The following is a 20078-nucleotide window of genomic DNA, read 5'->3' as shown; positions in this document are numbered from 1 at the left end:
CGCGGCGATGACAGTTTTCTGGATCATGACGGCCCTGATGACGGCGCTTGCCGGCCTGCTGGTCCTGGCCGGCGCGCGGCGCGGCGCCGACGCCGGCGAGGGCGTCGCGACCCTGACCGCGAGCGCCGAGCTGGCCGAACTGGACCGGCTGAAAGCCCGCGGCCTGCTGGACGAGGCCGGCTGGACCGCCGCGCGCGCCGAGGCGGGCCGGCGCATTCTGTCGGCGGAGCGGGAGACGGCCCCCGTACGGGCGCAGCCGCGGGACCGGCTCCAGGTTCTCGTCGGGCTGGCGGCGACCGCCGCCGCTGCGCTTGGCCTCTATGCGACGGTCGGATCGCCCGGCCTGCCGGATCAGGCCTACGAGCGCCGCGTCGATCAGTGGGCGACCGAACTGGAGATGCTCGAGCCGGCGCAGATCGCCGCCGTCGCCGCCCGGGTGGTGCGGGAGCGACCCGACGACCATCAGGCCCTGACCATGCTCGGCGCCGCCCGCTTCGAGGCCGGCGATCCCATCGGCGCGGCCTCGGCCTTCCGCCGGGCCCTGGCCCTGCAGCCCGACGACGCGCAGAGCTGGGCGCGGCTGGGCGAAAGCCTCGTCCGGGCCAACCAGGGCGCGGTCGGCGGCGACGCCGAGGCGGCCTTCGTCCAGGCCTTGCGGCGCGATCCCGGCCAGCTGGGCGCGCGCTATTTTCTCGGTGAGGCGGCGATGGCGCGCGGGGACCGCGCCGGCGTGCGCGCCATGTGGACTCCGCTGATCGCTGCGCTGGAGCCTTCCGATCCGCGCCGGATCGGTCTCGAGAGCCGGATCGCGGCCATGGAGGCCGGCGCGTGAGCTGGCTCCCGAAATCGCCGAAGGCGCGGCGCCGGCTCTGGGTGGTCGCGGCCGTCGCGCCGGTGCTGGCCCTGGCGGTGGGCCTGTCCCTGTACGCCATGCGCGACAGCGTCACCTTCTTCTTCTCGCCCTCCGAGGCCACGGCGGCCAAGGCCCCGGCGGGCCGGGTCGTTCGCCTGGGCGGTCTGGTCGCCGCCGGCAGCGTCCGGCGCGGCTCCGATGGCGAGGTTGCCTTCTCCATCACCGACAATATGGCCGCGACCCGGGTCGTCTATCAGGGCGATCTGCCCGACCTGTTCCGCGAGGGGCAGGGTGTGGTGGCACAGGGCGCCTTCCTGCCCGACCGGTCGTTCCGCGCCACCCAGGTGCTGGCCAAGCACGACGAAAACTACATGCCGCGCGAGGTGGCCGAGCGGTTGAAGGAAAGAGGCGAATGGCGGCCTGAGGGCGCAACGCCCGCCCCCGGGACGCCCGCAACGTGATTGTCGAACTGGGCGCCTTCGCCCTCATCCTCGCCCTGGTTCTCTCGGCGCTGCAGACCGGCATGGCCGCGGCCGGCCGTCTGCGCCGCAGCCCGGTGCTGGCGGGCGCGGCCCAGGGCGCGGCCATCGCCGCGGCGGCCGCCGTCGCCGTCGCCTTCGGCGCGCTGGTCTTCGCCTTCGCCGTGTCGGATTTCTCGGTCGCCAATGTCGCGGCCAACAGCCACACCGACAAGCCGTTGCTCTACAAGGTGGCCGCCGCCTGGGGCAGCCACGAGGGGTCGCTGGTGCTGTGGTGCCTGGTGCTGACCATGTTCGGAGCGGCGCTGGCGCGGGCCCGCAACCTGCCGTTCGGCCTCAAGACCTCGGCCGTGGCGACCCAGGGGCTGCTCGGCGTGATGTTCCTCGCCTTCGCGGTCTTCACCTCCAACCCGTTCGAGCGGCTGAATCCCGCGCCCCTCCAGGGGTCGTCGCTGAATCCCCTGCTGCAGGATCCCGCGCTCGCCTTCCATCCTCCGTTCCTCTACGCCGGCTATGTCGGGTTTTCGGTCTGTTTCTCCCTGGCCGTGGCGGCCCTGATCGAGGGCCGCGCCAACGACAGCTTCTGGCCCGCCTGGGGCCGCTGGGTCCGGCCCTGGGCCCTGGCCAGCTGGGCCTTGCTGACCCTGGGCATCACCCTGGGCGCCTTCTGGGCCTACTATGAGCTGGGCTGGGGCGGCTGGTGGTTCTGGGATCCGGTCGAGAACGCCAGCTTCATGCCATGGCTGGCGGGCGCGGCCCTGCTGCACAGCGCGGTGGTGACCGAGCGGCGCGGAGCCCTGGCGGGCTGGACCACCTTCCTGGCGTTGCTGGCCTTCACCTTCTCCATGCTGGGGGCCTTCCTCGTGCGCTCCGGCGTGCTGACCAGCGTCCACGCCTTCGCCGTCGATCCCGAGCGCGGGCTGATGCTGCTCGCCATTCTGGGCGTCACCGCGGGCGCCGCCTTCGCCCTGTTCGCCTGGCGCAGCCCCCGGCTCCGGGGCGGCGGCCAGTTCGCGCCGGTCAGCCGCGAGGGCGCGCTGGTGCTGAACAACCTGTTCCTGACGGCCGCCTGCGCCACCGTGCTGCTGGGCACCCTCTATCCGCTGATCCTCGAGGCGGCGAACGGCGCGACCATCTCGGTCGGTCCGCCCTATTTCGCCCTGACCTTCGTCCCGCTGATGGCCGTCGCCTTCCTGATCCTGCCGGCCGGGCCGCTGCTCGCCTGGAAACGCGGCGACCTCAGGGGCGTCGGCCAGCGTCTGGCCGTCGCCGCGGGCCTGGCCATCCTGGTCGCGCTGCTGGGCTGGATGGCCTTCGAACCGCGCAAGGCCCTGTCCGCCGCCGGCATCGGCCTCGGCGGCTGGCTGGTGCTCGGCGCCCTGGCCGAGGTCGCCGAGCGGGTCCGGCTGTTCCGCGTGAGCCTGCCCGAGAGCCTGCGCCGCGCGCGCGGCCTGCCGCTGGGCGCCTGGGGCACGGTCCTGGCTCACGCGGGCTTGGGCGTGTTCGTGCTGGGGGCGGTGGTCGAGACCGGCTACCGCGTCGAGGCGGCCCGGACCGTGGCCGTCGGCGAGACCGTCACGGCCGGGCGCTATGACGTGCGGCTGGACAGCGTTCGCATCGTCGAGGGGCCCAACTACCTGGCCGAACAGGGCCGGCTGACCGTCGCCCTGAACAATGGCGGCGCGTCGCGCGTCGTCACCGCCGAGCGCCGCTTCTTCCCCGCCGGGGGTCAGACGACCACCGAGGTCGGACTGGATTTCCGGGGTCTGGACGACGTCTATGTCGTGCTGGGCGAGCGCGGCGAGACCGCCGCCGGAGCCCCGGCCTGGAGCGTGCGCGTCTGGTGGAATCCCTGGGCGCGGCTGATCTTCCTCGGACCCGCCATCATGGCCCTCGGCGGGCTCGTGTCCCTGCTGGACCGGCGGCTGCGGCTGGGCGTCGGCAAGCGGAAGGCGGCGGCATGAAGCGCGCCCTGCTCATCGCCCTGGCCGCCGTCGGCCTGATGGCGGCCGAGCCGCCGCCCGCGCCCGACCGGCCCCTGCCCGACGCCGCCCAGGAGGCCCGCGCCAGGGCCCTGTTCGACGACATCCGCTGCGTCGTCTGCCAGCACGAGGCCATCTCCGACAGCCCCGCCGGCATCGCCGCCGACATGCGCCGGCTGGTGCGCGAGGAGATCGCCGCCGGCCGCAGCGACGCCCAGGTGCGCGAGGATCTGGTGCGCCGCTACGGCGACTTCGTCCTGTTCACGCCGCCGGTGCGGGCGGGGACCTGGCTGTTGTGGTTCGGGCCGCTGGCGGCGTTGGCGGCGGTCGGGATCGGCCTGCTGGCCCTCGCGCGCCGCCGCCGCGAGGAAACGCCGGCCCTGTCGGCCGATGAGGAAGCCCGCCTGGCCGATATTCTCGCCGCCGGCGCGGATCGCCGCGATCCTGACGCAAAGGCGTCTGACGACTGACGCTTGCCGGGACCTATGATCGCGCCATGCGTTGGTGAAACGGGTCACCGTCCTATATTCAGTGTCGAAACGGGCGGCGTTACGCCCGAAAGGATCGCAAAGAACTCCATGATGAAGCGCAAGGAATTCATGCTGGGGGCCGTCGCCGGCCTCGCCTTCGCCGCCGCCGCCACCGCGGGCGGCGTGATCGACTGGCCCTCCGCCGAAGCGGGCCCCGTCGCGGGCGTCAGCGGCCGTCTCGCGCCCAGCGCCGGCGGCGGACTGGCCTTCGCGCCGCCGCAGGGTGCGCCTCTCAGCTTCGCCGACATCTTCGCCCAGGTCGCGCCGGCCGTGGTGCAGATCGAGGTCAAGACGCGGGTGCAGCGGCCCAACATGATCCAAGTCCCCGGCATGCCCTTCGCTATTCCGAACCCCAACGGAGCGCCGGGCGGGGAGGAAGGCGAGGACGGGGAGGGCGCGACCGCGCTGGGCGCCGGGTCCGGCTTCTTCATCTCGGCCGACGGTTTCATCGCCACCAACAACCACGTCGTCGCGGACGCCACTGAAATCCGGGTCAAGCTTGCGGACGGTCGCGAGATGGAAGCCCGCCTGGTCGGCCGTGACGAGGCCACCGACCTCGCCGTGATCAAGGTCGAGGGCGCTGACTTCCCGTTTGTCTCGTTCGAGGAACAGGCCCAGCCCCGGGTCGGGGACTGGGTCATCGCGGTCGGCAACCCCTTCGGACTGGGCGGCACCGCCACCGCGGGGATTGTCTCGGCTCTCGCCCGGCAGAATGTCGATGACCAGACATCCCAGTACGTTGACTTCCTGCAGATCGACGCAGCGATCAACCGGGGCAATTCGGGCGGTCCCACCTTCGATATCTACGGCCGTGTCATCGGCGTGAACTCGGCGATCTATTCCCAGACCGGCGGATCGGTCGGTATCGGGTTCGCCATTCCGGCGTCGATTGCGAAAGGCGTGACGGAACAGCTGATGCGGAACGGCCGCGTGGAACGCGGCTATGTCGGCGTCGGCCTCAGAACCTTGAGCCCCGACGGCTGGGAGGCCTTGGGCCAGCCCCGCGACTTCAAGGGCGCGCTGATCGAAAACGTCACGGAGGGCGCACCCGCCGACCGCGCGGGTGCGCGCATCGACGATTATATCGTCGCGGTCAACGGTAAACCCGTGGCGGACAGCACGGAGGCCTCGCGGCTTGTCGGGCAGGCGAGACCCGGGGAAACCATTCGTCTTGAGATCATACGCGACGGTCGCCGCCAGACGCTGAACGTCCGGGCGGGAGCGCGGCCGTCGGAGCAGGAACTGGCCGCTGCGGACGGGTCCGGTTCGGGAGGCGCCGCCGCGCCGCCGCCGCCCGCCGCCACAGGCGAGGCGGTTGAGGGCCTGAGTGTCGCTCCGCTGTCGCCCACCCTGCGCTCGCGGTACGATCTCCCGGATAACGTCAACGGCGTGCTGATAACGAATGTAGCTCGATCGACGCCGGCCGCTCGCCTCGGTTTGCAGGCCGGTTTCGTGATCACGCGTGTGAATACCCGGAACGTGACCTCGGCCGCCGACGTCCGGGCGGCCGTCGCGGCGGCGAAGCAGGCCGGCCGGCCCAGCGTGCTGCTCTTCATCCGCACCCCGCAAGGCAATGTGGTCGCTCCGCTGAAGTTTGACGACGGCGAATGACTGGAAGTCTGAACAAGCCTTAACTGCCCCCATCGCCGCCGATGCGCTAACATCGGCGGCGATTCACGTTCGAGGGGCTGATTCCATGCGCATTCTGGTGGTCGAGGACGACGCCGAGGCCGCGACCGCGATGGTCCGGGGGCTGACCGAGGCGGGCCATGAGCCCACCCACGCCGTCGACGGCGCCTTCGGCCTGCTGGAGGCCCAGAAGGGCGGCTATGACGTCTATGTGGTCGACCGGATGATGCCCCGCCTCGACGGCATCGGCATGGTCGAGACCCTGCGCAAGGACGGCGACCAGACGCCGGTGCTGTTCCTGTCCGCCCTCGGCGAGGTCGAGGATCGCGTCACGGGCCTGAAGGCCGGCGCCGACGACTATCTGGTCAAGCCCTACGCCTTCTCCGAACTGATCGCCCGCGTCGAGGCCCTGTCGCGCCGCCGCGAGACCGGCTCGGTCGCCACCATGCTGAAGGTCGGCGATCTGGAGATGAACCTGATCTCGCGTTCGGTGCACCGCGCGGGCAAGGAGATCGACCTGCAGCCGCGCGAGTTCCAGCTGCTGGAATTCCTCATGCGCCACGCCGGCCAGTCGGTGACCCGCACCATGCTGCTGGAGAAGGTCTGGGAATACCATTTCGACCCGCAGACCAACGTCATCGACGTCCACATCAGCCGCCTGCGCGCCAAGATCGACAAGGGGTTCGATCACGCCATGCTGCAGACCGTGCGCGGGGCGGGCTACCGGCTGGAGCCCTGACGGCCGCCCGTGAAACTCCCCTCCCTCCTTCGCCGCACGCCCTTCCGGCTGACGCTGCTGTTCCTCGCCCTGTTCGCCGCGGCGGCCAGCGCCATCCTGGCCTGGGTCTATTTCGCCTCGGCCTCCGAGGCGCGGACCAAGGCCGAGCGCGACGTGCGCGGCGAGATGCAGGTCCTGACGGGAATCTACAATGAACGCGGCTTCGACGCCCTGAACCGGGCGTTGATCGACCGGTCGCTGACCCGCAGTTCACTGGTCTATCTTCTGATGAACCCGGACGGCAGCCGGGTGACCGGCAGCCTCAGCATCTCGCCGATCGAGAAGATGGAGGGCGACCGGCAGTGGATCACCTTCCCCTTCACGGACACAGACGCCGAGGGCCGTGTGACCCGGCCCCAGGTGCGGGGGGTGCAGCAACGCCTCTCGGGCGGCGAAATGCTGCTCGTCGGCGCTTCGCTCAGCGAGACCGAGGCCTATCTGGCGCGCCTGACCCAGGCCCTGTGGGCGGCCATGGGCATCGTTCTGCTGCTGGGTCTGGCCGGCGGCATTCTGGTCAGCCGCAATCTCGAACGGGCCATGGGCCGGCTCGGCAAGGTCGTCACCGCGGTTCAGGAGGGCGACCTCAAGGCGCGGGCGGTGGTCAGGAACTCCGGCGACGAGCTGGACGAACTGGGCGCGGGGCTGAACACCATGCTGGATCGGCTGGAAGGGTCGATGGCCTCGATCCGCCACGCCGGCGACGCCATCGCCCATGACCTGCGCTCGCCCCTGACGCGGATGCGGGCCAGGCTGGAGGTGGCGCTGATGGACGCCGAGGCGGGCAAGATCGACGGCGTCGATGCGGTGCAGCTGGCGCTGGACGAGGCCGACAGCCTGCTCAAGACCTTCAACACCGTCCTGGCCATCGCCCGGCTGCAGGCCGCGGCGGGCCGCACCCCGGATCCCAGGGTGTTCGACGCCGCCGATCTCGCCGCCGACATGGCCGAGTTGTACGAGCCGGCCTCGGAGGACAAGGGGCTGGAGTTCTCGGCCGAGATCGAACGCGGCCTGATGATCGAGGGCAATCAGCCCTTCCTGGCCCAGGCCCTGGCCAACATCATCGACAACGCCATCAAATACACCCCGACCGGCGGCGCGGTGATGCTGCGGGCCCGGCGGCGGTCGTCGGGCGAGATCGAATACTCCGTCACCGACACCGGTCCGGGCGTGCCGGAAGAGGATCGCGAGCGCGTCATCGAACGGTTCGTGCGGCTGGACAACAGCCGCACCGAGGCCGGTTCGGGTCTGGGCCTGTCCCTGGTGGGGGCGGTGATGGAGGCGCACGGCGGGCGAATCATCCTCGATGAGGGGCCGGGCGCCTACGGCGGCTTCGGACCGGGCCTGCGGGTGGCGCTGATCCTGCCGGCGGCGGAATGACCCGGGCCCTGGCCCGGCGCCTGGGCGCCTGCGGCCCCGTCGTCGACCCGGACGCCTCGGCGCGGGCCCGGGAGCGCCTGACCGAAGCCGCCGTCGACGGCGGCTGGGCCGCGGAACTGGAGACGGCCTGGCCGGCCCTCGCCCCCGTGTTCGCCGCATCGCCCTATCTGTTCGGCCTGGCCCGCCGCCGGCCCGACCGGTTGCGCGCCGTGCTGGAAGACAGACCGGACGAGCGGCTGGACGCCATCCTCGCGGCGACCGAAGCCCTGACCGGGGGCGCCGAAGACGTTCGCGCGCCCCTGCGCCGGCTGAAGGGCGAACTGCATCTGCTGACCGCCCTGTGCGACCTCGGCGGGGTCTGGGATCTCGACGGGGTCACGTCAGCGCTCAGCCGCTTCGCCGACGTCTCGACCCGGGCCGCCCTGCGGGCCATCGCCAGCGACCAGCGCGAAAGGGGCAAGCTGGTTTCGGCGCCGGAGGATCCCCGCGGCCCGATCCCCGGCCTGTTCGGTCTGGCCATGGGCAAGCACGGCGCCTTCGAGCTCAACTATTCCTCGGACATCGACATCAGCCTGTTCTGGGAGCCGGAGGCGCTGGAAAGCGCCCTGGCCGAGGGCGTGGAGCCGCAGAAATTCCTGAACCGCGCCGCCCAGGCCCTGTCGTCCCTGATGCAGGAGCGGACCGGCGACGGCTATGTCTTCCGCGTCGACCTCAGGCTGCGGCCCGACCCTTCCTCGACCCCGCCGGTCGTCGCCGTGCCGTTCGCCCTGTCCTACTACGAAGGCGTCGGCCAGAACTGGGAGCGGGCGGCCTTCATCAAGGCGCGGCCCATGCTCGGCGATATCGGCGCCGGACGCGACTTCCTGACAGCCCTGACGCCCTTCATCTGGCGACGCAGCCTCGACTACCCGGCCATCCTCGACATCCAGTCGATCAAGCGGCAGATCCACGTTCACAAGACCGGCGAGGGGCTGGACGCCGCGGGCGCCAATCTGAAGCTGGGCCGGGGCGGCATCCGCGAGATCGAATTCTTCGCCCAGACCCAGCAGCTGATCCTCGGCGGCCGGGATCCCGCCCTGCGCAATCCGCGCACCGTCGACGCCCTCGCCCTGCTGCGCGACGCCGGCCATGTGAGCCCCGAAGCCTGCGCCGAACTGACCGCGGCCTATGCGAGCCTGCGCCGGCTGGAGCACCGGGTGCAGATGCTCGACGACGAGCAGAGCCACACCCTTCCGGTCGATCCGGCGCGGCGCGCCGCGGTCGCCGCCCTGGCCGGGGAGGGCGACCTGGCCGCCTTCGACGCCCGGGTCGAAGCCCTGCTGGTCGGCGTCAACCGCCGCTACGGCGAGCTGTTCGAGGGCGAGGAGGCGCTGTCGTCCCCCTATGGTTCGCTGGTCTTCACCGGAGTCGAGAACGACCCGGAGACCCTCTCGACCTTGGCCCGCATGGGCTTCGCCGAACCCGCCGGCGTGGCCGACACGATCCGCAGCTGGCACCACGGCCGCATCCCCGCCACCCGGTCGGCGCGCGGGCGCGAGCTGTTCACGCGTCTGGCCCCGCGCCTGCTGACCGCGCTGGCCGACACCGGCGCGGCCGACGCCGCCTTCCGCCGTTTCGCGGTCTTCTTCTCCGGACTCAGCGCCGGGGTGCAGGTCCAGGCCCTGTTCCTGGCCCAGCCGAAGCTGTTCGAACAGGTCGTCGGCGTGATGGCCTTCGCCCCCCGTCTGGCGCGCACACTGGGCCGGTATCCGGCGGCGCTCGACAGCATGCTCGACGCCCGCTTCGCCCGGGTCATCGACGAGGATTCCGGCGTCGTCGCCCAACTTCTGGCGGACACAGCCGCGGCGCCGGACTTTGAGTCCGCCCTCGACGTGGCGCGGCGGATGCATCGCGAGCAGATGTTCCGCATCGGCGTCCAGACCCTGACCGGGCGCGCCGATCCCGAGGCCGCGGGCCGCGCCTACACCGCCGTGGCCGACGCGGTCATCGCCGCCCTGGCCCCTGCCGCCATGGCCGAGGCCGTGCGCCAGGGCGGGCTCCTGCCGGGTGGCGCGGTCGCCGTCATCGCCCTGGGCAAGGCCGGGTCGCGGGAGATGACGGCAAGCTCGGACCTCGACCTGATGACGGTCTATGCGGCGCCCGACGACGCCGTGTCCGAGGGAAAGGGCTGGGCCCCCGGCGTCTTCTATTCCCGCTTCACCCAGCGGCTGATCGCGGCCCTGTCGGCGCATACAGCGGAGGGCGGGCTGTATGAGGTCGACATGCGGCTGCGCCCCGGCGCGGCCAAGGGGCCGGTGTCGCTGCGGCTGGAGGCGGTCCAGGACTATTACGCCGCCGAGGCCGACACCTGGGAGTTCATGGCCCTGACGCGGGCGCGGGTGGTGTGGACCGACGACCCTGCGTTCGGGGCCCGGGTGGAGGCGGCGATCGAGGCCGTCCTGCGCCGGCCGCGTCCGGGCGTGGACGTGGCCGCCGACGCCCGGCGCATGCGCGATCTGATGGCCCGCGAGCGGCCGGGTCAGGGGCTCTGGGACCTGAAATTGTCGCCCGGCGGCCAGGTCGACGCTGAATTCGTCGCCCAGGCGGGCCAGCTGGCGGCGGCGTCGGCCGGCGGGCCGTTGACAGTGTCGACGCTCAAGGCCCTGGCGGATGAGCCGGCCCTCGCCTCGGCCTGGCGGCTGCAGCAGGCGCTGAACCAGATTCTGGGCGCCGCCTTCGACGAAAGGCCCGATCCCGACCACGAGCCAGAGGGGCTCCGGCGCCGGCTGGCTGAAGCGGCGGGCATGGCCGATTTCCAAACCCTGAAGACGCATCTCGTCGAGACGCGCGCGGCCGCGCGGGCCGCCTTCGAAACCGCCCTGCCGGCGGTCCGCGACGGAGACTGACCCGGTCGCCGTTTCACTCTCCGGACAGGGACACAGCGGCCGCGTCGAGCGGCCATGGAGATCATGTGATGAAAAAGACCCTTCTGGCCGGCGCTCTCGCCGCCTTGGCTCTCGCCGCCGCGGGGGGCGTCGCCATCGCCCAGGCCGCGCCCCAGGCCGCAGCGCCCCGCGCGATGCGCGCCGACGCCGATGGCGACAGCCGCATCAGCCAGGCCGAGTTCGTCGGCCGGCGCCTGCAACGCCTGACCGCCGCCGACGCTGACCGCGACGGCTCGGTCACGCCCGAGGAAATGCGCGCCGTCGCCCAGGCGCGCATGGCCCAACGCGCCGACGCCCGCTTCCAGCGTCTGGACGCGAACAGCGACGGCTCCATCAGCCGCGCCGAATTCGACATGCGCCGCGCCGCTCGGGCCGAGGCCCGTCCGCACCGCGCCGCCCGCATGCATCGGGGCGCGGGCCGGATGGCGCGCCACGGCCAGGGAGCGAACATGCACGGCCCGATTTCGATCGCCGGGGCCCAGGCCAAGGCCGAACAGGCCTTCACCCGCCTGGACGCCGACCGGGACGGCTTCATCACCGCCGCCGAACGTCGGGCCGGAATGCAGGGCGTGCGCCGCGAGCGCATGACCGAACGCCGCGCCGCACGTCACGCCCAAAGGCAGGCGTCGCCTCCGGCGCCCGCATCGGAGTAGGGTTGATGTCCGGGGCGACGGTCATGGACCGACTGACCCTTTCGCGAACGATGGGAGAGGGCCGGATTGGCGTTGATCGCCGACCCCGACGAGGACCTGGTGCGCCGCGTGGGTCAGGGCGACCCCGCGGCCATCCAGACCATGGTGGCGCGCAAGCTGCCGCGGATGCTGGCGCTCGCGCAGCGCATGCTGGGCGATGCGGCCGAGGCCGAGGACGTGGCCCAGGACGCCATGCTGCGGGCCTGGAAACAGGCTCCGCGCTGGACGCCGGGGCAGGCCAAGTTCGACACCTGGCTGCACCGGGTCGCCCTGAACCTCTGCTACGACCGGCTGCGCCGGCGGCGCGAGGTTCCGACCGACGCCCCGCCGGACCGGCCCGACGACGGGCCTTCCCCGGATCGGGGACTGATGGCGGCGGACGTGGGCGCGCGCGTGAACGCGGCGCTGACGCGCCTGCCGGATCGTCAGCGCGAGGCGGTCGTGCTGTGCCATTATCAGGAACTGACCAATATCGAGGCCGCGGCCCTGATGTCGGTCAGCGTGGATGCGCTGGAGAGCCTGCTGTCGCGTGGACGGCGGGCGTTGAGACAGGCCCTGGCCGATATCCGGCCGGGCGCTGAAGGAGTTTGAGTGTGATGACGTCCGAACGGTTTCTGGCCCTGATCGCCGCCTGGGGCGCGGACGCGCGGCGCTGGCCTGAAGACGAGCGCGCGGCGGCCGAGGCATTCGCCGCGGCCCGTCCGGAGATCGCGCGGGCGGCTCTCGCCGAGGCGGACGCGGTCGACGCCCTGCTGCACCTGTCGCGCACCGCCCCGCCCTCGATCGCGCTGCGCGACCGCGTCATCGCCTCGGCCGCCGGGGCCGGGCTGAAGGCGCGGCGCGAGGGCCGCCGCTGGCTGGACCGCCTGACCCTGGCCTTCGGCGCCGGCTGGGCCGCCGCCGCCTGCGCGGGCGTGGCCGCCGGCGTCATGATGACCACCCACCTGACCGCCGACGTCCAGGCCGACGCGGTCCTGTATCAGGCGTCGCTGATGGGCGTGGATGACACCGAGGTGTTGGGATGACCTCCCGGACGCTGAAGATCGCCCTGGCCGCCTCGGTGGCCCTCAATCTCTTCGCGCTGGCGGCGGGCGCCAGCCTGCTCGTCACCCGCGCCGAGGTCGAAAAGCGTCTGGAGGCGCAGCATCGCGCGCCCCGCACGCGGTCCCCCATGGTGCTGATCGGCCAGCTGGATCCGGCCGTTCGCGACCGGGTGCGGGACACCCTGCGCGCCTCGGCCCTCGCCGCCCGACCCGACTTCGAGGAAGCCCGCCAGAAGCGGCGCGAAGCCGTCCGGATCGCCTCGTCCGACAGCTTCGACAGCGCCCGGGTCACGGCCCTGCTGACGGAGTCGCGACAGGCGGAGTTGCGCGGCCGCGCCCGGCTGGAGGCGAACGCCGTCGAGGTTCTGGATACGCTGGAGCCTGCCGACCGCAAGGCCTTGTCGGAAATCCTGACCCGCCGGGGCCGCGTCGTGGTCCGTCAGGACAGGCAGGGCGCGCCCCCGGAAAAGGCGCCGGCCCCCGCCAACTGACCTCAGGCCGCGCGGGCCTGTTCGGCGCGGACGCCGTCAGGCCGTTGGATCGGCAGGACGAAGCCCACGGTGGTGCCCCGCCCGGGCTCGCTGGCGATGGTCAGGACCCCGCCGTGCAGCTCGATCAGCGATTTGGTCAGGGCCAGGCCCAGGCCCGTTCCTTGGGTGGTCTTGGAGTGCTGGCCCTCGACCTGTTCGAACGGCCGCGCCAGCCGGTCCAGATCCTTCTCCGCGATGCCGATGCCGGTGTCGGTGACGGCCACCCGCACCCGGTCGTCGTCCTCGCGCGACAGGGCGACGACGATGTCGCCGCCCTCGGGCGTGAATTTCACGGCATTGGAGATCAGGTTCAGGACCACCTGCTTCAGGCCGCGGTAGTCGGCGTCGATCTCGGGCATCTCGGGGGCGTCGACCAGCAGGTTCAGCCCCGCCTCCTGGATCTTGCCGCGCATCAACCGTGTCGCGTCCTCGACCACCTCCTTCAGCGACACCTTCTCATAGTGGAGCGTCAGCTTGCCGGCCTCGATCTTGGCCATGTCGAGGATGTCGTTGATCAGGCTCAGCAGATGCTGGCCCGACTTCAGGATGTCGGCGGCGTAGCCCTTGTACCGGGCGTCGCCCAGGGGTCCGAACATCTCGCCGGCCATGATTTCCGAGAAGCCGTTGATGGCGTTCAGCGGGGTGCGCAGCTCATGGCTCATATTGGCCAGGAATTCCGACTTGGCCTGGTTGGCCGCCTCGGCCCGGGTCATCGCCACCTCGTATTTGCGGGCCAGCAGCGACAGCTTCTCCTCGCGGTCCTCCAGCTCGGTGATGGTCACGTGCAGCCGCTCGGTGGCCCGCTGGCGTTCGGCCTCCTTGCGCTTGATGGCGGTGATGTCCGCGGCCGTCACGACCGAACCGCCGTCCGAGGTGAAGCGCTCGACCAGCTGCAGCCAGCGCCCGTCGTTCAGCTCGATCTCGCGCGCGCCGGCCCGCCCGCCTGTCGCCGGCTGGTCCGAGGTGATGGCCAGGGCGGCGATCCGGTTGAGGTCCTGTTTGAAGGCTCCACGGCGGACGACCCCCGCCTCGAAGCCGAAGGCGTCCTGGAAGGCCTGGTTGGACAGGATCAGCCGGCCCTGTTTGTCGAACAGGACGAAGGCGTCGGACACGCTCTCGATCCCGTCGCGCAGCCGGCTTTCGGCGGCCTGGGCCTGGGCCTTGGCGCGGCGGGCCTCGGTCGTGTCCAGGGCCACGCCCAACACGCTGGTGAAGCCGTCCTCGCCGCGGTCGCCGCGCGCCTGGCCGCGCGCGTCGATCCAGCGCGCCTTGCCCTGGCTGTCGGACACCGGGAAGCTGACGTCGAAGGCGCCGAAGGTCTGGGCCTGCCGCAAGGCGTGCAGGACAGCCTCGTGATAGCGTGGGTGAATCCGGGCCAGCATCTCGTCGGCCGTGACCGCGCCGCGCTGCTCCAGTCCCATCAGCTGGGCCATATAGTCCGAGATGGTGACCGTCTCGCTTTCGGTGTCCCATTCCCAGACCCCACACCGGGCCGCCTCGACCGCGCCGCGGAACCGCTGTTCGGACGCCGCCCATTCCTGGCTGATGCCTTGCTGGCGGCGTTGCAGCAGCAGAGCCAGCAGGACGACGAATGCGCCGATGCCGACCGGCGCCGTCAGCACCCAGACATCGTCCAGCAGGGCGTCGGCGCCGACGGTGACGGGGGTGGAGGCGACGGCGATCAGGCCGGTGTCGCCGACAGCGGAGCCCGTCCGGCGGATGGCGCGCCCGTCGCTGCGCAGGGTGACGCCCCGGCCGTTGGGGGCCACCGGCGCGGTCGCCAGGCCCAGGGCGGCGGCGTTCATTCGGGAACTGGTCAGGATGGTGTCCGGCGCGGACAGGATCGAGCGCTCGACGCCGTCTTGCGGCGCGAGCGGCGGCAGGGTTGCGCGGCCGACCAGTCGGCCTCCGCCGACCAGAGGGTTGGAGATCAGTATGGCGCGACCGTCTGCGCTCAGGCGCGACCGGCCCGGGGCGGCGGCGAACATCCGGGCGTCCCCGCCCGCGACAGCGACGGGGCGGTCGATCCCGTCCAGGACGGCGAAGGCCGCACCGGGCGCGACGGCCCGGGCGCGCTGCAGGATCTCGGCGGAGGAATCGGCGCCGATGGCGGCGGCGCGGACGGCGGCCTGCACGGGAGCGATGCGGGTTTCGAGGTCGAGGGCCAGAAGGCGGGCCTCGCGGTCCACTGCGCTCAGGCGCAGGGCGTCCGCCTCCAGTCCCGGCCGGGCCATTTCACGGGCGAACAGCAGGACATAGGCCGCGACGGCCAGGGTGACGGTCAGCAGGGCGATGCGAAGCCACGCCGGCGGCCCCTTGCGCCGGTCCGCCCAACGCCGTCCCTCGCTGGTTATGCGGCGCTCGTTGCCCCGCAAGGCGCTCTCCCCGAGAAATCGACGTCGATCAGAAGAATCTAGGCTGCGTCGCGGATTCCTGTCGAGCCTTGGTTCGGAACCATCAACGGTTTCAGGCCGCCTGCGTTTCCCGGTGGCTTGCGCCGCCTCCGGCCTCGGTCGGCGAAACCAGCACGTCCGTGACCGTCTTCAGGACCGCACGGGCCGCACGGGCCAGTTCCTGCATTTCCGGGGGGGCGTCATCCGGCGCCTCGTCCACCGAAGCCACCAGACGTTCGGCGAGGGCCAGCAGCTTCGGCGAGGCCGCGATCAGACGCGCCTGGAATTCGATCTGGTCGGGGTCGCGGTCATATTCCGCGCCGGGCACGCGCCAGCCGCCCCAGTCGGCCTTGTCGGTCACGACCACGGGATAGGTGCCCGGGAAGGGGTGATGGGGACAGTCGTCGGCGGTCTGCCACTTGTTGCGCGCCCGCATCAGCCGCCACGACTCGCCGGTGTTGGCGGCGGGATCCTCGGTCGGCAGCAGCAGTTCGTGGCCCAGGAATTCGCGACCCAGACCGACGTCATAGGTGACGCGGACGGGTTCCTCGAAGCCCTTGGCCCAGACGGGCTGAACCTTTTCGATCTGGGCCCATGCGCCGACGCATTCGACCCAGACCTTCTGGCCCTTCTGGAACTGCGCGCGCGCCATCGTGACTCCCGATCTGAACGGCGAGAATGCGCCGCCGCGGGTGAACAGCCGGTTCCGCGAAAGGGTGAAGCAGACGTAAACGCCGGCTTCACCCCGGCCTGGCTCAGGCCCGCGAAATGTCTTCCAGCGCCTCGCCGGCGTACTTTTCCTTCACCCGGGTCGACAGGTCGCCCAGCGAGACGACGCCGACCAGGCGGCTGTCCTTGTCCAGCACGGGCAGGCGGCGGATCTGCTTCGTGCCCATGGCGTCGAGCACGGTCTTCAGCTCATCGTCGGCATTGGCCGTATGCGGATCACGGGTGATGTATTCCACCACCGGCGCGCTGGCCGCCGCGCCCTGGGCGAGGGCGCGAATGGTCAGGTCCCGGTCGGTGATCGTGCCGATCAGCGTGTCGCCGTCGGCCACGGGCATGAAGCCGAAATCACCGGCCGCCATGCGCGAGGCGACCTCCTGGACCGTGTCGCCGGGACGGGCGACCTGAACGTCCTTGCTCATTACGTCGCGAACTTTCATCGGGGTCTCTCCTTGAGATGAGGCTGCCGTCAGAACCCCCGCGCCCGTCGCCGGTTCCGGTCAGCTACATGACTGTCAGACAACGAGCGCCTCAGGGTCGCGTCAGCCCCCGCATGGTTTTCTGCCTCTACGGTCCGCAACGGATCGGAACGATTGAGGAATACGACTATGAAAACCGCCATGATTCGGAAGGCCCTGCTTTCCACGCTGGCGGCGTCGGCGGTCATGACGGCCACGCCGGTGCTGGCCCAGAACGTCACCTTCTCCGTGGGCGTGGGCTCGCCCGGGTATGACCGGGGCTACGGCTACGACCGGGGCTACGGCTACGACCAGGGCTACGGTTACAACCGCGGCTACGGCAACGACCTGCAGTACCGCGCCCAGCGCCTGGCACAGCAGATCAACCGCGTCGCCTACAACGGCCGCGTCAGCCGGGGCGAGGCCCAGCGCCTGAGCTGGGAGATGCAGCAATACCGCAGCCTGGAATGGCGCTACGCCCGCGACGGCCGACTGAGCCAGCGGGAATACGCGGAGCTGAGCTACCGTCTGGACCGTATCCAAGCCATGCTCCGGATGGATCGCCGCGACCGCTGGTAGGCGGTCGGCGCGAACCGAGGGCCGCCCCGGCGACGGGGCGGCCCTTTCGCTTTGGTCGCGGCCCGGCTAAGCCGCGCGGGCCATCCGGAGCCCGTCCATGACCGTCGCCACCACCGCCGCCGCCGCCGAAAGCCGCGAGATTCTGGCCCGCCTGGGCGTCGCCGCAGCCGTCTGGAGTTCCGACGGCTTCGAGGCCCGCTCGCCGATCGACGGCTCGGTCGCCGGCCGGGTCGCCGAAACGCCGGACCTCGACGCCGTCTCCGCCCGGTCGGTCGCGGCCTTTCATCAGTGGAAACGGCTTCCCGCGCCCCGCCGCGGCGAACTGGTCCGACTGCTGGGCGAGGAGCTGCGGGCCTCGAAGGACGACCTGGCCCGTCTCGTCACCCTGGAAGCCGGCAAGATCGTCTCCGAAGGCCTCGGCGAGGTTCAGGAGATGATCGACATCTGCGACTTCGCCGTCGGCCTGTCGCGCCAGCTCTACGGCCTGACGCTCGCCAGCGAGCGGCCCGGCCACCACATGCGCGAGACGTGGCAGCCGCTGGGGCCGGTGCTGGTGATCTCGGCCTTCAACTTCCCGGTCGCCGTCTGGGCCTGGAACGCCTGTCTGGCCCTCATCTGCGGCGATCCGGTGATCTGGAAGCCGTCGGAGAAGACGCCGCTGACCGCCCTCGCCACCCAGGCCGTCTTCGACCGCGCCATCGCCCGCTTCGGCGACGCGCCCGAAGGCCTGTGCCAGCTCGTCATCGGCGGCCGCGAAGCCGGCGAAGCCCTCGCCGCCGATCCGCGCATCGCGCTGGTCTCCGCCACCGGCTCGACCCGCATGGGCCGCGCGGTGGCGCAAACGGTCGCCGCCCGTCTCGGCCGCTCCCTGCTCGAGCTCGGCGGCAACAACGCCATGATCGTGACGCCAAGCGCCGACCTCGACATGGCCGTGCGCGCCATCGCCTTCTCGGCCGTGGGCACCTGCGGCCAGCGCTGCACTACCCTGCGCCGCCTGCTGGTGCATGAAAGCGTCGCCGACGGCCTGATCGCGCGCCTCAAGGCGGCCTATGAAACCCTGCCCGTCGGCGATCCGCGCGAGGCCGGCGTCCTTATCGGTCCCCTGATCGATGAGGCCGCGGCGCACGGCTTCGACACGGCCCTGGCCCACGCCGTCGAACAGGGCGGCCGGATCGTCGTCGGCGGCGACCGCGTTGACCGGGACGGCGTCTACGTCCGCCCGGCGATTGTCCGCATGCCGGCCCAGAGCGCGGTGGTCCAGCACGAGACCTTCGCTCCCATCCTCTACGTCCTGACCTGGTCCGACTTCGACGAGGCCGTGGCGATGCAGAACGCCGTGCCGCAGGGTTTGAGCTCCTGCGTCTTCACCGACAGCGTGCGCGAGGCAGAGGCTTTCCTGTCCGCCTGGGGCTCGGACTGCGGCATCGCCAACGTCAACATCGGCCCCTCGGGCGCCGAGATCGGCGGGGCCTTCGGCGGCGAGAAGGACACCGGCGGCGGCCGCGAATCCGGCTCCGACGCCTGGAAGGCCTATATGCGCCGCCAGACCCAGACGGTGAATTTCAGCCGCGAACTGCCGCTGGCGCAGGGCGTGAAGTTCGAGGTGTGAGGCGGTTTCTCCCTCCCCCTTGTGGGGAGGGATGTCGGCGCGCAGCGACGACAGGGTGGGGTACGCCAGTCCGCGCTCCGGCCCTTTCGGACCCCACCCGGATGGCTTCGCCATCGTCCCTCCCCATGAAGGGGAGGGAGAGCGGCGGCGTCGCCGAAATCCCCGTGATCTTCACAGTCTTCGACGTCGTTGTCGGCCGTCGTCGAAATCCCCACGATTCCGTCGTCGAATTCCTCAGCCTCTCACCGCCGCCTCCAGGGCCGCGGCGAGGTCGCCTTTTCCGACGATTTCCACGCGCTCCAGCCCCAGCCATCCCGTCATCCGGCTCAGCTCGCCCGCCAGCCTGGCGGCCGTGTCGGCCGTCGCGTCCGGCTCCCGCCACGCCGCCTGGACCAGCAGCGTCCCGCCCTTGCGGTCCGACTTCAGGTCGACCCGCGCCGTGATCGCCTCGTCCTCCAGGAAGGGCAGCACATAATAGCCGTGGGTCCGCTTGTGGGCCGGGGTGTAGATCTCCAGCCGCACACGCGTCCCGAACAGCCGCTCGGTCCGGTCGCGGGTCCAGATCAGATTGTCGAAGGGCGACAGCAGGGCCGCGCCGGCCACCTTGCGCGGCGTACGCGCGCCTGCGGCCAGATACGCTGGCTGCCGCCAGCCCTTGACCGTGACCGGCGTCAGCTCGCCCGCCTCCACCAGCTCCGCCACGCGCTCGCGCGCATCGGCCAGCGGCAGCCGGAAATAGTCCCGCAGGTCCGCGGCCGTCGCCACGCCGGTCGCCCGCGCCGCGATGCGGACCAGGTCGCGCTGGGCGTCCGCCTCGTGGGGCGTCGGCAGGTTGATGATGCGGGCGGGCAGGGCGCGTTCGGTCAGGTCATAGACCCGCTCGAAGCCGTTGCGCGTCCTCGTGGTGATCAGCCCGGCCCAGAACAGCCATTCCAGCGCCCGCTTGCCGTCCGACCATGACCACCAGCCGGGCGCGCCACGCGGTCCTTCGGCGAAGTCCGCGCCGGTGACCGGCCCCCGCCGTTCGATCTCGGCCAGAACCCCGTCGATATAGTCCCGCTTCTCGCGGCCGAACCGCGACAGCCCGGTCCACATCGCCCCGCCGCGCGCCCGCTCCATACGCCACCGCAACAGGGGCTGGGTCTCCAGCGGCAGCAGCGACGCCTCGTGACCCCAGTATTCGAACAGGCTGCGCCGCGGCCCCCAGGCCTCGGCCTCCAGCGCCTCGCGCGGATAGTCGCCCAGCCGCGAGAAGGCCGGCAGATAGTGGGTCCGCGTCACCACATTGACGCTGTCGACCTGGATCACGCCCAGACGGCGCGCGACGTCGCGGACATGGCTCCGGCCCGGCGCGGCGGGGCGGGCGCGGCCGAACCCCTGGGCGGCCAGGGCGATGCGGCGGGCGGTCTTGAGGGAGAGGGTTTCCGTCACGGGGTCACCATGCCCCGCTCCCTCTCCCATTGGGAGAGGGACCTATCATCAAGTCCGAAACGTCG

18 protein-coding genes are annotated in these 20078 nt (G+C 71.5%); 14 read left to right on the top strand and 4 right to left on the bottom strand.

Annotation, left to right across the window (positions count from 1 at the left end; all coding sequences use genetic code 11):
- Positions 1 to 25 precede the first annotated feature (25 nt).
- The 12 genes from ccmI (at position 26) to ASD59_RS08780 (ending at position 12778) form a co-directional block, all read left to right on the top strand.
- Complete coding sequence (gene ccmI / locus ASD59_RS08835) at positions 26 to 832, top strand: c-type cytochrome biogenesis protein CcmI (protein WP_235561778.1); 807 nt, start codon at positions 26 to 28, stop codon at positions 830 to 832.
- Entirely contained in the window at positions 829 to 1314 is a 486-nt protein-coding gene (gene ccmE / locus ASD59_RS08830) for a cytochrome c maturation protein CcmE (RefSeq protein ID WP_055830960.1), read from the top strand. Before ccmI ends, ccmE begins: the two co-directional genes overlap by 4 nt.
- Positions 1311 to 3296: a heme lyase CcmF/NrfE family subunit gene (locus tag ASD59_RS08825; protein WP_055830958.1), complete on the top strand. Its 1986-nt coding sequence runs from the start codon at positions 1311 to 1313 to the stop codon at positions 3294 to 3296. Before ccmE ends, ASD59_RS08825 begins: the two co-directional genes overlap by 4 nt.
- The gene (locus ASD59_RS08820; RefSeq protein WP_055830956.1) at positions 3293 to 3784 is read left to right on the top strand and encodes a cytochrome c-type biogenesis protein; all 492 of its coding nucleotides are present in this window, start codon (positions 3293 to 3295) and stop codon (positions 3782 to 3784) included. Before ASD59_RS08825 ends, ASD59_RS08820 begins: the two co-directional genes overlap by 4 nt.
- Positions 3785 to 3892: 108 nt before the next feature.
- Positions 3893 to 5455, top strand: coding sequence for a Do family serine endopeptidase (locus ASD59_RS08815; protein ID WP_055830954.1), 1563 nt, complete (start codon positions 3893 to 3895; stop codon positions 5453 to 5455).
- A gap of 85 nt (positions 5456 to 5540) precedes the next feature.
- Positions 5541 to 6212, top strand: a complete 672-nt coding sequence (locus ASD59_RS08810) for a response regulator transcription factor (RefSeq protein WP_055830951.1) — start codon at positions 5541 to 5543, stop codon at positions 6210 to 6212.
- Between the two features lie 9 nt (positions 6213 to 6221).
- The gene (locus ASD59_RS08805) at positions 6222 to 7628 is read left to right on the top strand and encodes a sensor histidine kinase (RefSeq protein ID WP_055830949.1); all 1407 of its coding nucleotides are present in this window, start codon (positions 6222 to 6224) and stop codon (positions 7626 to 7628) included.
- A complete protein-coding gene (locus ASD59_RS08800) occupies positions 7625 to 10513 on the top strand; it encodes a bifunctional [glutamine synthetase] adenylyltransferase/[glutamine synthetase]-adenylyl-L-tyrosine phosphorylase (RefSeq protein ID WP_055830947.1) in 2889 nt (962 codons plus the stop codon). The genes ASD59_RS08805 and ASD59_RS08800 overlap by 4 nt, the downstream gene beginning before the upstream one ends.
- Before the next feature lie 68 nt (positions 10514 to 10581).
- Positions 10582 to 11205: an EF-hand domain-containing protein gene (locus ASD59_RS08795; protein WP_055830945.1), complete on the top strand. Its 624-nt coding sequence runs from the start codon at positions 10582 to 10584 to the stop codon at positions 11203 to 11205.
- 66 nt (positions 11206 to 11271) lie between these two features.
- The gene (locus tag ASD59_RS08790; protein WP_156376984.1) at positions 11272 to 11835 is read left to right on the top strand and encodes an RNA polymerase sigma factor; all 564 of its coding nucleotides are present in this window, start codon (positions 11272 to 11274) and stop codon (positions 11833 to 11835) included.
- Positions 11836 to 11840: 5 nt separating this feature from the next.
- Entirely contained in the window at positions 11841 to 12269 is a 429-nt protein-coding gene (locus tag ASD59_RS08785) for a hypothetical protein (RefSeq protein ID WP_055831266.1), read from the top strand.
- Positions 12266 to 12778, top strand: a complete 513-nt coding sequence (locus tag ASD59_RS08780) for a periplasmic heavy metal sensor (protein WP_055830942.1) — start codon at positions 12266 to 12268, stop codon at positions 12776 to 12778. The genes ASD59_RS08785 and ASD59_RS08780 overlap by 4 nt, the downstream gene beginning before the upstream one ends.
- Before the next feature lie 2 nt (positions 12779 to 12780).
- Here the strand turns inward: ASD59_RS08780 and ASD59_RS08775 are convergent, their stop codons facing one another.
- From ASD59_RS08775 to ASD59_RS08765, 3 genes are all read right to left on the bottom strand, one after another.
- The gene (locus ASD59_RS08775) at positions 12781 to 15192 is read right to left on the bottom strand and encodes a PAS domain-containing sensor histidine kinase (RefSeq protein ID WP_055830940.1); all 2412 of its coding nucleotides are present in this window, start codon (positions 15190 to 15192) and stop codon (positions 12781 to 12783) included.
- Positions 15193 to 15283: 91 nt separating this feature from the next.
- Entirely contained in the window at positions 15284 to 15862 is a 579-nt protein-coding gene (locus ASD59_RS08770; protein ID WP_055830938.1) for a hypothetical protein, read from the bottom strand.
- 103 nt (positions 15863 to 15965) lie between these two features.
- Positions 15966 to 16376 (bottom strand): CBS domain-containing protein, encoded by a 411-nt coding sequence (locus tag ASD59_RS08765; protein ID WP_055830936.1) that lies wholly within the window; start codon positions 16374 to 16376, stop codon positions 15966 to 15968.
- A 168-nt stretch (positions 16377 to 16544) separates the two neighbouring features.
- Here ASD59_RS08765 and ASD59_RS14440 point away from each other — a divergent pair, with 168 nt between their 5' ends.
- Both ASD59_RS14440 and amaB read left to right on the top strand, forming a co-directional pair.
- Complete coding sequence (locus ASD59_RS14440) at positions 16545 to 16973, top strand: hypothetical protein (protein ID WP_055830933.1); 429 nt, start codon at positions 16545 to 16547, stop codon at positions 16971 to 16973.
- 97 nt (positions 16974 to 17070) lie between these two features.
- Entirely contained in the window at positions 17071 to 18582 is a 1512-nt protein-coding gene (gene amaB, locus ASD59_RS08755; RefSeq protein WP_055830931.1) for an L-piperidine-6-carboxylate dehydrogenase, read from the top strand.
- A 234-nt stretch (positions 18583 to 18816) separates the two neighbouring features.
- Here the strand turns inward: amaB and ASD59_RS08750 are convergent, their stop codons facing one another.
- A complete protein-coding gene (locus ASD59_RS08750; protein WP_055830929.1) occupies positions 18817 to 20013 on the bottom strand; it encodes a winged helix-turn-helix domain-containing protein in 1197 nt (398 codons plus the stop codon).
- Positions 20014 to 20078: the final 65 nt, after the last annotated feature.

The organism is Brevundimonas sp. Root608 (assembly GCF_001427825.1).
Taxonomy (GTDB): domain Bacteria; phylum Pseudomonadota; class Alphaproteobacteria; order Caulobacterales; family Caulobacteraceae; genus Brevundimonas.
The sequence above is the reverse complement of the archived record's forward strand: the minus strand, read 5'-3'. Positions and strand labels throughout refer to the sequence as shown.

What these genes read in the sequence shown, in the direction of transcription:
- ccmI (WP_235561778.1), top strand. Translation starts at nt 26, where the DNA reads ATGACGGCCCTGATGACGGCGCTTGCCGGCCTGCTGGTCCTGGCCGGC.
- ASD59_RS08820 (WP_055830956.1), top strand. Translation starts at nt 3,293, where the DNA reads ATGAAGCGCGCCCTGCTCATCGCCCTGGCCGCCGTCGGCCTGATGGCG.
- ASD59_RS08815 (WP_055830954.1), top strand. Translation starts at nt 3,893, where the DNA reads ATGATGAAGCGCAAGGAATTCATGCTGGGGGCCGTCGCCGGCCTCGCC.
- ASD59_RS08810 (WP_055830951.1), top strand. Translation starts at nt 5,541, where the DNA reads ATGCGCATTCTGGTGGTCGAGGACGACGCCGAGGCCGCGACCGCGATG.
- ASD59_RS08800 (WP_055830947.1), top strand. Translation starts at nt 7,625, where the DNA reads ATGACCCGGGCCCTGGCCCGGCGCCTGGGCGCCTGCGGCCCCGTCGTC.
- ASD59_RS08795 (WP_055830945.1), top strand. Translation starts at nt 10,582, where the DNA reads ATGAAAAAGACCCTTCTGGCCGGCGCTCTCGCCGCCTTGGCTCTCGCC.
- ASD59_RS08785 (WP_055831266.1), top strand. Translation starts at nt 11,841, where the DNA reads ATGACGTCCGAACGGTTTCTGGCCCTGATCGCCGCCTGGGGCGCGGAC.
- ASD59_RS08780 (WP_055830942.1), top strand. Translation starts at nt 12,266, where the DNA reads ATGACCTCCCGGACGCTGAAGATCGCCCTGGCCGCCTCGGTGGCCCTC.
- ASD59_RS08770 (WP_055830938.1), bottom strand. Translation starts at nt 15,862, where the DNA reads ATGGCGCGCGCGCAGTTCCAGAAGGGCCAGAAGGTCTGGGTCGAATGC.
- ASD59_RS08765 (WP_055830936.1), bottom strand. Translation starts at nt 16,376, where the DNA reads ATGAAAGTTCGCGACGTAATGAGCAAGGACGTTCAGGTCGCCCGTCCC.
- ASD59_RS14440 (WP_055830933.1), top strand. Translation starts at nt 16,545, where the DNA reads ATGAAAACCGCCATGATTCGGAAGGCCCTGCTTTCCACGCTGGCGGCG.
- amaB (WP_055830931.1), top strand. Translation starts at nt 17,071, where the DNA reads ATGACCGTCGCCACCACCGCCGCCGCCGCCGAAAGCCGCGAGATTCTG.